The organism is Pedobacter sp. AW31-3R (genome assembly GCF_052180285.1).
Lineage (GTDB): Bacteria > Bacteroidota > Bacteroidia > Sphingobacteriales > Sphingobacteriaceae > Pedobacter.
In genome coordinates, this window is sequence record NZ_CP197475.1 from 1,446,301 (window position 1) to 1,460,646 (window position 14,346).

At 41.6% G+C, this 14,346-nt stretch carries 14 protein-coding genes; 10 read left to right on the forward strand and 4 right to left on the reverse strand.

What is annotated here, in order from left to right; translation table 11 throughout:
- Positions 1 to 166: 166 nt before the first annotated feature.
- The 9 genes from ACSBL2_RS06050 (at position 167) to ACSBL2_RS06090 (ending at position 10,053) form a co-directional block, all read left to right on the forward strand.
- Positions 167 to 1,147: an acyltransferase family protein gene (locus ACSBL2_RS06050; protein WP_442590774.1), complete on the forward strand. Its 981-nt coding sequence runs from the start codon at positions 167 to 169 to the stop codon at positions 1,145 to 1,147.
- Complete coding sequence (locus ACSBL2_RS06055; protein ID WP_442590775.1) at positions 1,125 to 2,234, forward strand: glycosyltransferase; 1,110 nt, start codon at positions 1,125 to 1,127, stop codon at positions 2,232 to 2,234. The genes ACSBL2_RS06050 and ACSBL2_RS06055 overlap by 23 nt, the downstream gene beginning before the upstream one ends.
- Positions 2,235 to 2,372: 138 nt before the next feature.
- Positions 2,373 to 2,786 (forward strand): S24/S26 family peptidase, encoded by a 414-nt coding sequence (locus ACSBL2_RS06060; RefSeq protein ID WP_442590776.1) that lies wholly within the window; start codon positions 2,373 to 2,375, stop codon positions 2,784 to 2,786.
- A gap of 116 nt (positions 2,787 to 2,902) precedes the next feature.
- Entirely contained in the window at positions 2,903 to 3,181 is a 279-nt protein-coding gene (locus ACSBL2_RS06065) for a PqqD family protein (protein WP_442590777.1), read from the forward strand.
- Entirely contained in the window at positions 3,171 to 4,271 is a 1,101-nt protein-coding gene (locus tag ACSBL2_RS06070) for a nucleotidyltransferase family protein (protein ID WP_442590778.1), read from the forward strand. The genes ACSBL2_RS06065 and ACSBL2_RS06070 overlap by 11 nt, the downstream gene beginning before the upstream one ends.
- A gap of 11 nt (positions 4,272 to 4,282) precedes the next feature.
- Positions 4,283 to 5,896, forward strand: a complete 1,614-nt coding sequence (locus tag ACSBL2_RS06075; RefSeq protein ID WP_442590779.1) for an ABC transporter ATP-binding protein — start codon at positions 4,283 to 4,285, stop codon at positions 5,894 to 5,896.
- 14 nt (positions 5,897 to 5,910) lie between these two features.
- Positions 5,911 to 6,831 (forward strand): hypothetical protein, encoded by a 921-nt coding sequence (locus ACSBL2_RS06080; RefSeq protein ID WP_442590780.1) that lies wholly within the window; start codon positions 5,911 to 5,913, stop codon positions 6,829 to 6,831.
- 39 nt (positions 6,832 to 6,870) lie between these two features.
- Positions 6,871 to 7,662 (forward strand): polysaccharide biosynthesis/export family protein, encoded by a 792-nt coding sequence (locus ACSBL2_RS06085; RefSeq protein ID WP_442590781.1) that lies wholly within the window; start codon positions 6,871 to 6,873, stop codon positions 7,660 to 7,662.
- A 6-nt stretch (positions 7,663 to 7,668) separates the two neighbouring features.
- A complete protein-coding gene (locus ACSBL2_RS06090; protein WP_442590782.1) occupies positions 7,669 to 10,053 on the forward strand; it encodes a GumC family protein in 2,385 nt (794 codons plus the stop codon).
- A gap of 44 nt (positions 10,054 to 10,097) precedes the next feature.
- Here the strand turns inward: ACSBL2_RS06090 and ACSBL2_RS06095 are convergent, their stop codons facing one another.
- Positions 10,098 to 10,622 (reverse strand): hypothetical protein, encoded by a 525-nt coding sequence (locus tag ACSBL2_RS06095; protein ID WP_442590783.1) that lies wholly within the window; start codon positions 10,620 to 10,622, stop codon positions 10,098 to 10,100.
- A gap of 142 nt (positions 10,623 to 10,764) precedes the next feature.
- Positions 10,765 to 11,127, reverse strand: a complete 363-nt coding sequence (locus ACSBL2_RS06100; RefSeq protein WP_442590784.1) for a winged helix-turn-helix transcriptional regulator — start codon at positions 11,125 to 11,127, stop codon at positions 10,765 to 10,767.
- A gap of 107 nt (positions 11,128 to 11,234) precedes the next feature.
- Here ACSBL2_RS06100 and ACSBL2_RS06105 point away from each other — a divergent pair, with 107 nt between their 5' ends.
- Positions 11,235 to 11,933: a nitroreductase family protein gene (locus ACSBL2_RS06105; RefSeq protein ID WP_442590785.1), complete on the forward strand. Its 699-nt coding sequence runs from the start codon at positions 11,235 to 11,237 to the stop codon at positions 11,931 to 11,933.
- A 115-nt stretch (positions 11,934 to 12,048) separates the two neighbouring features.
- On the opposite strand, the gene ACSBL2_RS06110 is transcribed toward ACSBL2_RS06105, so the two are convergent.
- Both ACSBL2_RS06110 and ACSBL2_RS06115 read right to left on the reverse strand, forming a co-directional pair.
- The gene (locus ACSBL2_RS06110; RefSeq protein ID WP_442590786.1) at positions 12,049 to 13,548 is read right to left on the reverse strand and encodes a M28 family peptidase; all 1,500 of its coding nucleotides are present in this window, start codon (positions 13,546 to 13,548) and stop codon (positions 12,049 to 12,051) included.
- 212 nt (positions 13,549 to 13,760) lie between these two features.
- Entirely contained in the window at positions 13,761 to 14,192 is a 432-nt protein-coding gene (locus ACSBL2_RS06115; RefSeq protein ID WP_442590787.1) for a DoxX family protein, read from the reverse strand.
- Positions 14,193 to 14,346 lie beyond the last annotated feature (154 nt).

Genomic DNA, 14,346 nt, shown 5'->3' on the forward strand with positions numbered 1-14,346 from the left:
ATCATATGCCTACCACTTACAAACAGCAATGAATAGGCAGATGATCGCTTCATGACCTTTAAAAAGAAAATATTCACTGATGAAACCATCATATGCCTACCACTTACAAACAGCAATGAATAGGCAGATGATCGCTTCATGACCTTTAAAAAGAAAATATTCACTGATGAAAAAAGAATTGCAGAATTCAAGTATAGGATTGGATATTCAATCTTCAATGATTTTAAAAGGAGCGTTAAGCTTGTTGATTGTTTTTCACCATCTTCAATACAGTGACGGGCTTTCCTATCTAAATGTTTTTAAACACATAGGTGCACCGGTAGTTTCTATCTTTTTCTTTTTGTCTGGCTACGGTTTAATGTTGTCTTATAAGAAGAAAGGGCTACTTTATTTAAATGACTTTTGGAGAAAGAGAATTGGAAGTATTTTGTTCCCATTTATAGTGGTTACCCTGCTTTATCTGTTTCTGGATTACCTGGATAAAGGGCTGATTAATTATAATTTTTTCAATGATCTGATCTTTAGGGGAATTACACCTTTACCTTATTCATGGTTTGTTTTTACGATCATTTTGCTTTACGCTGTTTTCTATGCTGTGTTTCATATCAATTGGCTGAATATCAAGTGGAAAATATCTCTTCTTATCATAGTAACATTTTTCTATATTTTTTTCACCAAAAGTGTTTTGGTATATGATAGGGCATGGTGGGTTTCTGTCTTAGGTTTTCCAAGTGGAATCCTATATGTATACTACCAGGAAGAAATAGCGGTTAGATTAAAAGGTATATCCAGGAAGTTTCTGGGTATTATTTTTCTCCTGGGGGTCTGCGCCTGTCTAATTATCACCAAAAGTGAATGGCTATATCTTTTTGTTTATGCGTTGATTCCTGTAATTACGCTATTATTAATCAGTTGTTTTGATGTTCCAAAATTTAAATCCCTGATATTTTTGGGGGATATTTCTTATGAAATATATCTTGTGCATGGAGCTTGTATTGTTTTATTAAGAGGGGAACATATCTACATTAGATCAGGTGCTCTTTATATCATAATTGTTTTCCTGATAACAATCGTTACTTCATTTTTTTTAAAATCCTTTCTCAGTACTAAAAAAAATAACAGCCATGAAAATACTTCAAATCGGTAAATTTTATCCCATACGAGGGGGCGTAGAAAAGGTGATGTATGATATGATGCTTGGGCTTGCTGCCCGGAATATCTACTGTGATATGCTGTGTGCAACTACAGAAGACCATCCTGGAGGTATACTGACAATAAATCCCTATGCTAAGGTGATCGCAATCCCGACGCAGATTAAGTTTGCGGCTACTATGATCGCACCGAAGATGATCGTCAAACTGCGACAGATTGCTAAAGATTATGATATCATCCATATTCATCATCCTGACCCTATGGCTAGCCTTGCACTTTTTCTCTCGGGTTATAAAGGCAAAGTGGTTTTGCAGTGGCACAGTGATATCCTTAAGCAAAAAATGTTGCTGAAATTGTACGGGCCTTTGCAGGATTGGTTGATTAAACGTGCGGATTTAATTACTGGAACTACCCCGGTATATGTGAAGGAGTCACCTTTTCTAAATCAGGTGCAGCATAAGGTGGATTATATTCCTATTGGTGTAGAACCTATAAATCCAGAAGCTTCTCGGGTATTGCTGATCCGTCAGAAATATCAGGGAAAAAAGCTGATTTTATCGGTCGGCAGACTGGTGGAATATAAAGGTTATGAATACCTGATCCGTGCAGCCCAGCATTTGGATGCCCGGCACCAGGTTGTGATTGCCGGTAAAGGCCCGCTCCATGATAAGTTGCAGGAATTAATTATGCAGTTGGGCGTTCAGGACCGGGTTGAACTGATCGGATTTGTGTCGGACGAAGACCTGGCTGATTATTATGGCGCTTGTGATATCTTTTGCTTGAGTTCGATTTTGAAAACAGAAGCTTTTGCCATTGTACAGATTGAAGCGATGTCTTGTGCGAAACCGCTCATATCTACTCATATTCCCGGATCTGGTGTGAGTTGGGTGAATGCAGGTGGAGAATCGGGGCTGATCGTAGCCCTTGAAAACTCCCGGGCACTGGCAGATGCGATTCTTACCCTTTCTGGAAATGATGAAATCTATACTCAACTGTCCGCTGGAAGTTTACTGCGCTATCAGCAGTTGTTTACGCGGAATAGGATGATAGACAGGTGTTTGGAGTTATATGGTCGGTTTTGACCGATTAATGAACAAAATGAACGGCCTTAAAGGGGAGTAGGAATCCTGATGTTTTCCATTTATTCCTTATTTTAATTAAAAATTAAGGTAGGGATTAAATATTGAGGTAAGCAATTGCAGCAGAAAGATAAAATTACGATGCCAAATAAGCTGCTTTTAGCGCAGGTACTGGATTACATAGGGCAAGGGAAATACGTAACAATCCGCGTAAAAGGAAATAGTATGCGGCCCTTTCTAAGAGAAGGTGACAGCGTATTATTAAAACCTTTTGAATTAAAGGAGTTGTGCAGGGGGGTAATTGTACTGGCCAAAATGGATGGTCAACTGTTGCTGCATCGTGTAGTGGAGTATAATAAGACAACAATTTGGTTGGCTGGTGATCATAATCTGGTAGTGCGTGAACTTGTGGAATATGCAGATATAGTAGCAACAGTTGTTGGTCTGTACCGCGGTGAGGCGATGGTTAAATTTAATCAAAGATGGAGAGGTTATCTGGGACAGGTATGGTATTTGGCTCGTCCTTTACGCAGGTTAATAAAGAAATTGTATTGAAAATATATTTTAATAAAACACGGTGAACGCGACACGATTAAAGTAATTATTATGCATACAGGGCAATGATAGTTTCAATCATCAAATGCTGCAGCTGACAATTAAATAATAAATAGATGAAATTAAGAGAAGACTTGGTACTGAGACATGTGGGAGATGACCATATTATAGTTGATCCGGCACAGGATATGGTTGACATGTCGAAAGTTTTTACCCTCAATGATTCTGCAGCCTGGTTGTGGGAAAAGTTAGCAGGACAGGAGTTCATGAATGAAACTGTAGTGGAGCTGTTAAGTGAAGAATATGATCTATCGTACGAACAGGCAAGAGCTGATGCGCAGGGGCTGATTGAAAATTTCGGGAAAAACGGATTGCTGAATAAGGATGCTGGATAGAGGTATACAGACAGCTTTACTGGCACTGCTTAGACTGGGTCTTTGGGGGAAGGAGGAGATAACGAAAGTACTCCCCTTGTCAAGCACCCAATGGGCAGCATTGTATTCCTGTGCGCAGCAGCATACGGTGGAGGGGATTGTATTTGACAGCTTCGCGAGATTGCCTCTTGATTTGCTGCCTCCGCATGATTTATTGCTTAAATGGACGGTAAGGATTGACCAGATTGAACGGCGTAACAGGCAAATGAATGCATGTATAGAGGAACAATTGAATTTGTTTAACCGGGAGGATTTGTATCCCGTTTTGCTTAAAGGACAGGGGGTGGCTGCTTGTTATGCTATCCCGGATCATCGGGTATGCGGAGATATAGATTGGTACTTTGAACAGAAAAAGGATTATCGAAAAGCTAACGAGCTCGTACGGAAAGGAGGGCTTGATGTTTCCTGTACTGCTGGATTTAGCACTGCCTACCTCTGGAAAGGAATTGTTACAGAACATCACCAGCGAATGTTTGATATTCATAATCCTTTGAACTTCTTGTTTTTGAACCGTTTGCAAAAGCAATTCCATAAAGAAAGGCTTCAACGGGCGCTGGCAGGAAATACCCTGCTTTTGCCGGCACCGCTACTGATGATGATACAGGTAAATGTGCATATTCTGAAGCATTTGTTGTCCTTCGGCGTAGGCATCAGACAGCTCTGCGATGCAGCCAGGGTTTACTATACTTTTCGGTTAAACGTAGATGGAGAGGAGCTGATGCAGGTCTATAAAAAGTTGGGGATTTTGAAATGGATGGATCTGCTGCACTTTGTTCTGGTTAAATTTATTGGCTTGCAGCCGGAATCTTTGCCTTTTGAAGTCCCGGAAAATATAGATGCGGACTGGATGATGGACGAAATCTGGCTATCCGGCAACTTTGGCTTTTTCTACCCTCAGTCAGAAATGGGAGTGGAACAGCCTCGTTCTTCAAGAAGCCAGCCCTCAGGCAGGATCTGGTCAAACCTAAGCAGGTACTTTAAATTTGCACCAATGGAAGCGATCAGTTTCCCCCTTGTACAAGTCTATTCAAAATTTGGAGGAAATAGTTAATGAATTCAACAATGTCACATCAAACGAAGTGGGCCTGGTCGATGACCAAAGGACATAGATTGGCATTGCTGACTTATTTTGTGCTTGAATTGCTTGCAATCATTCTTTCCCTGTTGTTTGTGCTTTGGTCCAAACAAGCAATTGATATCGCCATGCGACCATCCGACGCAAATTTACAGACCATCCTGGTATTGGTGGTGGCCAGTATACTGCTTGCGGTGACGATTCGCGGTTTCTCGGGCTGGTTAAATGAACGTACCCGTCTAAAGATGGGCCTGCAGTTGCAGTATAAAATGATTGAGATACAGATGATGTCAGTTTGGAAAGTCGTGAAGGACTGGCACTCTGGTGATATTCAGGTCCGGATTCATTCGGATTGCAATGAGGTAGTGGGGATGGTTGCTTATTCGGCTATTTCATTTATGCTCACATTGATTAAGCTGATTGCATCTTTTGTGTTTCTCTGGAGCATGGATCCTATGCTGGCCTTTATCATCATAGCGATTACACCCCTCTTTGCCTTCTCAAAAATCTATTTCAAAAAGATGAGAAGGTTGAGCAGGGAAATCAAACAGGAGGAAAGTGTCTTCTGGAAGATCTTGCAGGAGAACCTGAGGTTCCGGATGCTGATCCGTGGGATGGGATTGTTGACGGCAAGAAGTGGGAAGATTGAAATGAGCCTCCACACGATGAATACGCTGAAAACAGAACAGCTAAACTTTTCCACTTTCACGCAGGGAACCATGAAGTTCTCGATCAATATCGGTTATTTATTGACATTTATCTGGGGAGTAAACCGCCTGCACGACGGACAGATTTCTTTTGGTACCATGACAGCTTTTTTACAATTGGTTGGACGGATCCAGTCACCGATCCTGACATTGATAGGCTTTGCACCGCTATTTATCCGGTTTAGAACTTCTTTGGAAAGACTGCTGGAACTCGCTTCAGGAGAAAGAGAACCACTTGTTAAAGCTGATAAAATTGAAGGTATAAAGGCGCTGCATATGGAAGACTTAACTTTCAAATATGAAGATGATAGGGTTATCGATGGATTAAATATGGAGGTAAAGTCCGATCAGCCAACTGCTATTATTGGCTCAAGTGGTAAGGGAAAGACCACTTTGATACGCTTATTACTGGCTTTGTTACCAGCTGAAAGTGGAAGAATATGGCTGGAAGACAAGCATCAGAAATATGAATTGAGTGCCGGACACCGTGTCAATTTTGCGTACGTGCCTCAGGGAAATACGTTGTTCAGTGGTACCATCAGGGAAAACTTGCTGATTACAGGTGCAGAAGCAAATGAGGAACGTATGACCTATGCCTTATGGCTGGCTTGCGCTGAATTTGTATATCAGCTGCCCGAAGGGTTAGATACCATGGTGGGCGAATCCGGACATGGCTTATCTGAAGGCCAGGCCCAGCGCATTGCCATTGCACGTGCCATGATGCGCGACTGCGGTATCTGGCTCTTTGATGAAATTACCTCTGCGCTTGATAAAAAAACTGCAGGAATACTGACAGATAGGTTATTACAGGAGGGCAAAGGCAGGGTGTGCATTTTTGTTACGCATGATTTTGACCTTGCTGAAAGGTGTAAACGAACTATAGATATTAACTAATTAAAAGGAAGAATTTGCAGCATCATCAACAAAAAGAATTTTACAGCATCGCCGGACTGTTGCTGGATCTCGTTTTTCCTGCTGGACTTAAACGCCAGGAAATCCTGCCTTCTTTTGAACCTTTTTTGGTGGAATATACTGATATCCAAAAAAGTGTGTGTTCGGTGGAGCTGGTTTTTTGTACATCGGTTATGCAGGATGACCGGGGAAAATTGAAGAGTGATGTGTCGGCGGTATGGGGCGAGCATTTCCGCTTTTATGAACAGGAGGATGGTTATCACATGAGGATACAGACTGAGCAGTGTGGGGATTTGTGGATGATGAAAAGCAATAAGGACTTTAGCCAGTCGGTGATCTATATTCAAGATGACAACCGACCTCGGTATAGTGGTTTGAGCTGGTTGGTGATGGTCGCCTTTGGACAGACTTGCTTGTTGCATCACACTGTTTTGATACATGCTTCTGCTGTGGCCTGTAATGGAAAAGGGTACGTTTTTTTGGGTAAAAGCGGAACGGGTAAGAGTACGCACAGCAGGCTTTGGCTGGAGCACATAGAAGAAGTAGAATTGCTGAATGATGACAACCCCGCAGTCCGCCTGGAAGATGATGGACGGCTTTATGTCTATGGTACCCCATGGAGTGGAAAAACCTGCTGCTATAAAAACAGGAAAGTACCTGTGCAGGCTTTTGTACGACTCAAACAGGCGACTGATAATAGCCTATTAAGAAAAAAAGGGATGGATGCGTTCATCGGTATTTTACCAAGCTGTACAGCCATCCGCTGGAATAAAGACCTTTTTACAAAAATGACTGATACCGTTGAAGCGATAGTGAAGAAGGTTTTGGTAGCTGAACTGGCCTGTTTGCCAAACCGGGAGGCTGCCCTTCTTTGTTACCATGAGATATTTAAACTAACCAATCAGAAACCCGAGTGAAACCCTGCATAGGAAGAAAGCTCATGAATAATGATGTATATGAAAAAATGTTTGCCTGTTATCTTCGTCGGCTGGATGCTGCTGTTCAACTCATGTGTGGTAAGTAAAAAGGTGGTTTATGTGAAAGACATGATACCCGACACCACATATAATGCCATGCTGGCGCCCGCTTTACGTGTTCAGAAAAATGATCGGTTAAGTATAGTTGTGGGAGCCAAAAGCCGGGAACTGGCGGCGCCTTTTAACCAGGGGATGACTGCTTATCAGTTGGATGACCAGGGAAATGTGCCTGCCGGCTCTTCCTCGATGGAAACACAAGGGTACCTGGTGGATAATAATGGAGAGATTGAATTTCCAATACTTGGTACTTTGCGGATAGAAGGAAAGACGATGAACGAGGTGAAAAATATGATTAAACAACGGTTGATTGATGAAAAGTTAATTAGTAAACCGATGATCAAAATTGAGCTGCTGAATCTCAAAATTAACATGATGGGAGAAGTAAAGAACGTAGGCGTACTGAATGTGACAGATCCCAGGATTACACTGCTGGAAGCCATATCACGATCAGGGGGCTTGACCCTTAATGCAGCTACGGATAAAATAACAGTGATCCGCGAGGAAAACGGGGTACGAAGAATGGTGATTAATGATATTCAGTCAAAGGAAATTTTTAATTCACCAACCTTTTATCTGCAGCAAAATGATATTGTATATATCGAACCTAAAGATGCTGAGCCAACACTTAAAGCACAAAACAACTGGCGGTACATTAGTACGGGGCTCGGTTTGCTGGTAACCGTATTCACTATTCTTAACTTCTTTAAATAATTGATAATGGAGAATTCGTATACTATTAACCCGCTGCCTAAAATGAAACAGGAAAAGTCTCTAAACCTCTTAGATATTCTGAAATACCTGCTCTATAAATGGAAATGGTTTCTACTGTCAATAGTCATATTTGGCGGCTATTACCTCTATCAATATAGCAAGTCGTCCTTCATGTACAGTCAGTCGGAAACAGTCATGATTAAGACGCCCGTGAATACGCCATCAACGGCACGCCTTACGCGAACCAATTCAGCATTCAATTCTGTTAGTGTAGCGGGGGAAATTTTGCAGCTGCGCTCCAAAGAATTGATGCGGCAAACGATTAATCGCATAGGTGCAGATGTCAGCTATTCAGTTCGCAAAGGTCTGCGTGATGATGAAATGTATAAGAAATCTCCGGTACAGGTGAAGGTCTTTGGGAAATCGGCTGACGACAGTTACGCTTTTACCGTGGTGCCTTTGGATGCAAAGCATGTAATGGTCAAGAACTGGAATAGAGATACGGATGCAAACATCAAAGTGGCATTGAATAAGGAAGTGAAGACACCTTTGGGACGCATCCTGGTAACACCGGGCGAAAATTATACGAAAGAGTTTTATGACGTGGACATACATGTGGTCAAATACCCACAGAATTACATGGTGGATTACTTTATGGGTAACCTTTCGATTACACAGTTGGAACAGGATGCCTCTTTACTGCAAATTACCGTAACTGACCGTACGCCAGAGCGTGCGGCAGATTTGATCACAACCCTGATCACCGTATATAACGAAATTTCAATTGACGATAAGAACAAAATTGCCATTAATACCGCTGCTTTTATCCGCGAACGCTTAGGAATCATTGAAAGCGAACTTGGATCCGTGGAATCGAATATCGAGCGCCTAAAAACATCAAACCAGGGGTTAGATGTTGGTGTGGCAGGAGAAATGTACCTTTCTGACAGCCGTCAGCACCAAACAGAAAGAACGAAAATTGAGACGGATAAAAAATTGGTTGAAATGATGCGCGGGTACCTGGCCAATAAAAACAAACAAAATGAACTGATCCCAAATAATACAGGTTTGGTGGATGCAAACGTGGAAAGTCAGATTGTCCAATACAATACCATGCTCTTAAGAAGAAACCGTCTGGTTGAGGACAGTAGCTCTGCAAACCCCGTGGTGCAGGACCTGGAAAAAGCACTCGGTGCGGTGCGCAGAAATATAGACAGGGCAGTTGATAATACCCTGTCCGGATTGGATGTAAAAATAAAGAATGTACAGCGGGAGGAAAGGCAAGCCCGTGGCGAAGTGCTGCAGGTACCAAAAAAACAACGGGTGATGCTTTCTGTTGAACGCCAGCAAAAAGTGAAGGAGGAGTTGTATCTATACCTCTTAAATAAAAGAGAAGAAAATGCAATAAACCAGGCGATGACGGATGATAATGTGCGAATTATTGACCCGGCGTCTGGTTCTAATGCACCTATTTATCCGGTTCGCCTAAAAAAACTAATGTTGGGTGTGGGGATTGGTGTTACATTGCCTGCAGTTGCATTCTTACTCCTATTAATGTTGGATACAGGTGTGCGTAGCCGTAAAGATGTAGAAGATGTATTGTCTGTTCCATTTCTAGGTGAGATCCCCCATGCATTCAAACAAAAGGATAATAGAGAAGCTGTTATTTCTGAGACAGGAAGGGACAGCACTTCTGAAGCATTCCGTATTCTTCGGACAAACATTGGTTTTATGGCGGCAGGAAAGGAGCGCCGAGTCATTACTTTAACCTCTTTCAATATTGGTGCAGGAAAGACTTTTACTGCATTTCACCTCGCTTCCAGCTTTAAATACCTGAATAAAAAAGTGTTGCTGATGGATTTAGATCTTCGAAAAGGAACGTTAAGCAAAAGGATAAATGCACCAAAAAATCTGGGTGTGACAAATTTCCTTGCAGATCCAAAGATATCGGTTGATGAGGTGATCTATAAAGGACTGGCTGGTGGGGTAGATCTTATCCCAATCGGTTTAATTGCGCCTAATCCAGTAGAACTATTGTTGAGTACACGGTTGGATGATTTGATAGTTGAGTTAAAAAAACGATATGATTATATCATTGTGGATAACGTGCCTGTCAATTTGGTCGCCGATGCATCTATCATCGATCGCATCAGTGACCTTACTATTTTTGTCATCCGTTCCAGAAAGATGGACCGTAGGCAGCTACCTGAAATCCAGGCTTTATACGACCAGGGAAAGCTTTCTAACATGGCCGTATTGCTGAACGGTATACGGCTGAATAAAGGGGAATACGGATACGGGTATGGTTATGGCTATGGTTATGGAATTGAAGATAAGAAAAGCATGTGGAAAAAGTTATTTGAAAACCGGGATAGATCATCAAATTCTTAATTTCACATGGCTGATCGGCTGTTCTTATTGCAACCGCCGGTGCCTTATTCTGCTTTTTCTATTGAACTGATACTGATTCCTCTGAAACAGTCATCTGCACAATTATTTTCTACATATCCGGCCGAAGAGATCATCCCATTGTTGTTGGTTTCAAGGTAAGTTTTCGCATCTTCCCGTTTCAATAGCCAGTCAGACTTGGCTCTTTGGTAGATTTCATCTAGGGTTTGTGTCGGATATCCGTTTGTATGTGTGTTCAGATTATTCAGGTCTTCGTCCCATTGTTCCCGAATGGTCAGTTCTACCTGGTTTTGAGCAACTGGTGTTTTGTATACATAGGAACGCCCGGTCGCCCTGCCATTCTTCACCGTGATAATGGTTTGAGAGGTTGAACCTGTCCATGAGCCAGTAGTCACCGTATAGCGGTATGAGTTACCTGAAGAAGTCTTAAAATTCATCCAGACCCGGTAACTGTTATCAAAATCATTTTCGTAAGCGATATCACTTTTTTTGCAGGATGCAAAAAGCGTGACGATCAGCAGTAAAGCTAAGGTAGAGCGATTTCCTTTCATGATTATACTTTTACACGTAAACGCAATATTAACAATTTACGCTACAAATAGTCTTGTTAAATTTATTATTATTTTTCGGTCACTAAAAGTGAGGTGTTACTTGTTTTGTGTGAAAAATCGTTTAACTCCTTTCTTCCCCTAACTATTTTCCGGTTATTTTTTCTCTGTATTGTAATCCCCAATCGGAAATACTATCGGTTAGTATTTTCAGGGAATGCCCCTGTGCTGAAATCTCATAGCTTACAGATAAAGGCTTAGTTGTAAGCACTTTTCTATTGATAAGACCATTTATTTCTAGTTCTTTGAGCTCCCGACTAAGCATTTTCCCCGATATTCCATTGATGTCCCTTAGCAATTCTGAATATCTCATCTCTTTATAGCAGAGACGGGCGATAATAGATACTTTCCATTTCCCACTCAATAGATACATGGTATCATCGATAGCCCGTATCTTTTTTGCGCAATCACTCAGCGGTAGATATCCTGAATTTATCTGTTTTTCCATATTTCAACCCTGGTTACCCAAATGTCACTATTACTTCTTGATAGGTTGTGGCAAAAGTAAACCATCTTGTTTTAATTTTGTCGGTACAGACAATAAAATTTCACACTATGGCATTATTAGATGATTTAAAGTGGCGGTATGCTACCAAAAAGATGAATGGGACAAAAGTATCCCAGGATAAGATAGACTATATTTTAGAAGCTGCCCGTATGGCACCCTCTTCTTCGGGATTGCAGCAGTATAAAGTTATTGTCGTATCAGATCGGGACTTATTGGAAAAAATCAAGGGAGTTGCTTACCATCAGAGCCAGATTACGGATTGTTCACACCTGTTGATATTTGCAGCCTGGGATGGATACAATGATGAACGGATTACAAAGGTATTCAATTATATGATGGACGAACGGGATTTGCCCCATAGCACTATGGATAGTTACAAAAATACGATTTTAAGTCTTTACGAAATACAGGGGCAGGAATGGCAGGCACACCATGCGGCAAAACAAAGTTACATTTCATTTGCGATGGCCATTGCAGCGGCAGCAGAACAAAAAGTAGATGCTACCCCAATAGAAGGTTTTCTTTCTGATAAATTAGATGAACTGTTGAAGTTAAGGGACGGTGGTTACAGAAGTACCGTGATCTTGCCTTTGGGATATCGGAAAGAAGAAGAAGATTGGTTGGTGAACATGAAAAAAGTGCGTCTGCCAAAAGACAAATTTATTACGGAAATGACCATTGAAGATGCCGCCGATATTGGTGATTTACCGATGACACAAACGCTTGATGGTTTTGCGCAAAAATAAGCAAACCGTACACCATTCATCAGGTATTTGGAAATAGGCGTGTCATTCGCGGCTTTCCTCCCAAATTTTGAATATTAACAGCACAGGATAGCGACCCTGTGCTGTTAATAGGCAGTTAACGCCTTGGCTTAAAATCCGGATTGATTACAGGCCTAGTGGTTGAATTGGATACCTTCCAGGAGGTGCGGTACATCCATTCGGTTACTTTTCTGAGCTTCTTATAGTCGATATGCTCCGGATCATCTTTTGGCGTATGGTAATCAGGATGTAATAAGGTCGTGTAAAATACAGCCGGGATTCCTTGTTTCAGGAAAGGGGCATGATCACTCCGGTACAAAAATCCTTCTTTGTGGTTCGGATGATCCCAAACTGAATCCAGTTTGAATTTTGGACCTTCCTCATTGGCCTCTAATGCCATACTGCTGAGTAGTTTGGAAGTGTTATTGGTGCCAAGCGTGCCCAAGATGGCTGCGCTGTCGATAGAATTTCTGCCAATTAAATCGGCATTCAGAACAGCAACGATATCTTCTTTTTTTACTGTTGGATGCAGGGTGTAATAGTTAGAGCCGAATAAATAAGGCTCTTCAGACCCAAATGCAATAAACAATTGTGATCTTTTAGCAGGATTTTTATGGTAAGCTCTTCCTATAGCAAGCATGGCCACTACAGCACTTCCATTATCGTCGGCACCGTTATAAATTGAATCACCTTGTTGTGTTTCTCTCACGCCCATGTGGTCAATATGGCTTGTAATCAATACGTTTTCGGTTTTTAGTTTCTGGTCTGTCCCCTCAATTTTCCCGATCACATTGACCGACGGATATAAAAATGATTCCGTAATCATGTTTGCAGTAAAGCGGACAGGATTGGCTTTAAAAAGAGCTGAATCTTTACCAAACATCCAGAATACAGGAATTGCTGCCTGTTCGGGTAAAACCATTTTACCACCATCATTGAGCTTATAGGCACCTCTCTCGAAACGCACATGTACGTGTTCTTTCCAACCGGTTATCGTAAATTCATCACTGGCAAGAAAGATGATCCCTTTAGCTTTTTTCTGGTATAAGAGATTTCTGTATTTCATGGATGCCAGCCTTTGCATAAATCTTGTCTCAGGAAAAGCCACGTTCAGATCCAGGCCCTCGTAGGTAGGAATTAAGGCAACTACTTTTCCTTCCATGTTTGCTGCGGAAATATTTTCATTTGTTCCATTACCGATAAATACGATATCTGCATCAATTTTGGCCTGCAATGGCTCTATGGCCAAAATATCTTTCCAGAGTTCCAGCTGATGCTCACCTATTTTTATGGTGCTTAATGGCGATATACGATCTCTTTGTACATTAAAGAACTGAAAAAATGTTCCATCATTACCGGCAGGTTTCATTCCTGTTGCTCTCATCTGATCGGCTAGCCATACGGCTGCCCTTAATTCATCGGGTGAACAGAATTCCCGTCCCCTGAAACTATCGCCGGCAAAAGTGTATAAATCATTCTTTAAATCACTTTCTTTAATGGCTGCCAAACCTTTGGCAGGAGGTAACTGCGCGTTGGCAGATAAATTGAGCAGGCAGGTCAAACAAGTAAGTAATCGTAATCTGGCAAATTGTTTCATGATCTTAAGGAATGGGCTTAGCAATTAATAATTTCAGCAATTTTACGAAAAACTTGTGTGAATGAAAACTTGCGTTGATGTTGACTGAAGTAGTCTGCTGAGAGGTATCATACAGACGTATCTGTATCACTATAAAGTGAAGGTGGAAATACGTCTGTCCTGAACTTCTTGCTTTTGTAATTTCGATCATTGAAAATGATAGGATAGCAATTCTATTGGGATGTGCCTTTCTTTCCAAAAACACCACTCCAGGAGCCACAGCTCCAAAGTGGCCAGATCACCAATAATGGATGCAGGAAAAGTCTCGTCAGCCTCAGTCCGTCGCTATTTAGCCCAAAGGCATCAACCTTGTTGGTATATTGTGCATAATTACCAGGAAATATGGCCACGAAAAAGATTGCCGCTACCCATCCTACAGCTACACGGTAGCGTTTTAGAAAAATGAGAGAAAGTCCGATGGAGATCTCTGCAATACCTGATAACAATACGACCAGGCCATCTTCAATCGGAACCCATTCAGGAACCTGTGCAAGGAAGTCCGTGCGGACAAAGCTGAGGTGTCCTATGCCGGTAAAAAGGAGCAAACATCCCAATAGGATCCTGAAGATGTTCTGGGTTTTGGAATAATGGTTAAATGTTTCCATAATTTGAGTTCTTTAGCTGATTAAAATTAACGATAATTTATGTAAACCACTATAGTTCAGTTGTTAATGGTGCTTTTTTTTGCTATGGGAAACCTGTCTTGTGGGAGCTGCGTGATTCTCCTGACCTACATTTTCAAACAGTATGTCCTGAGCC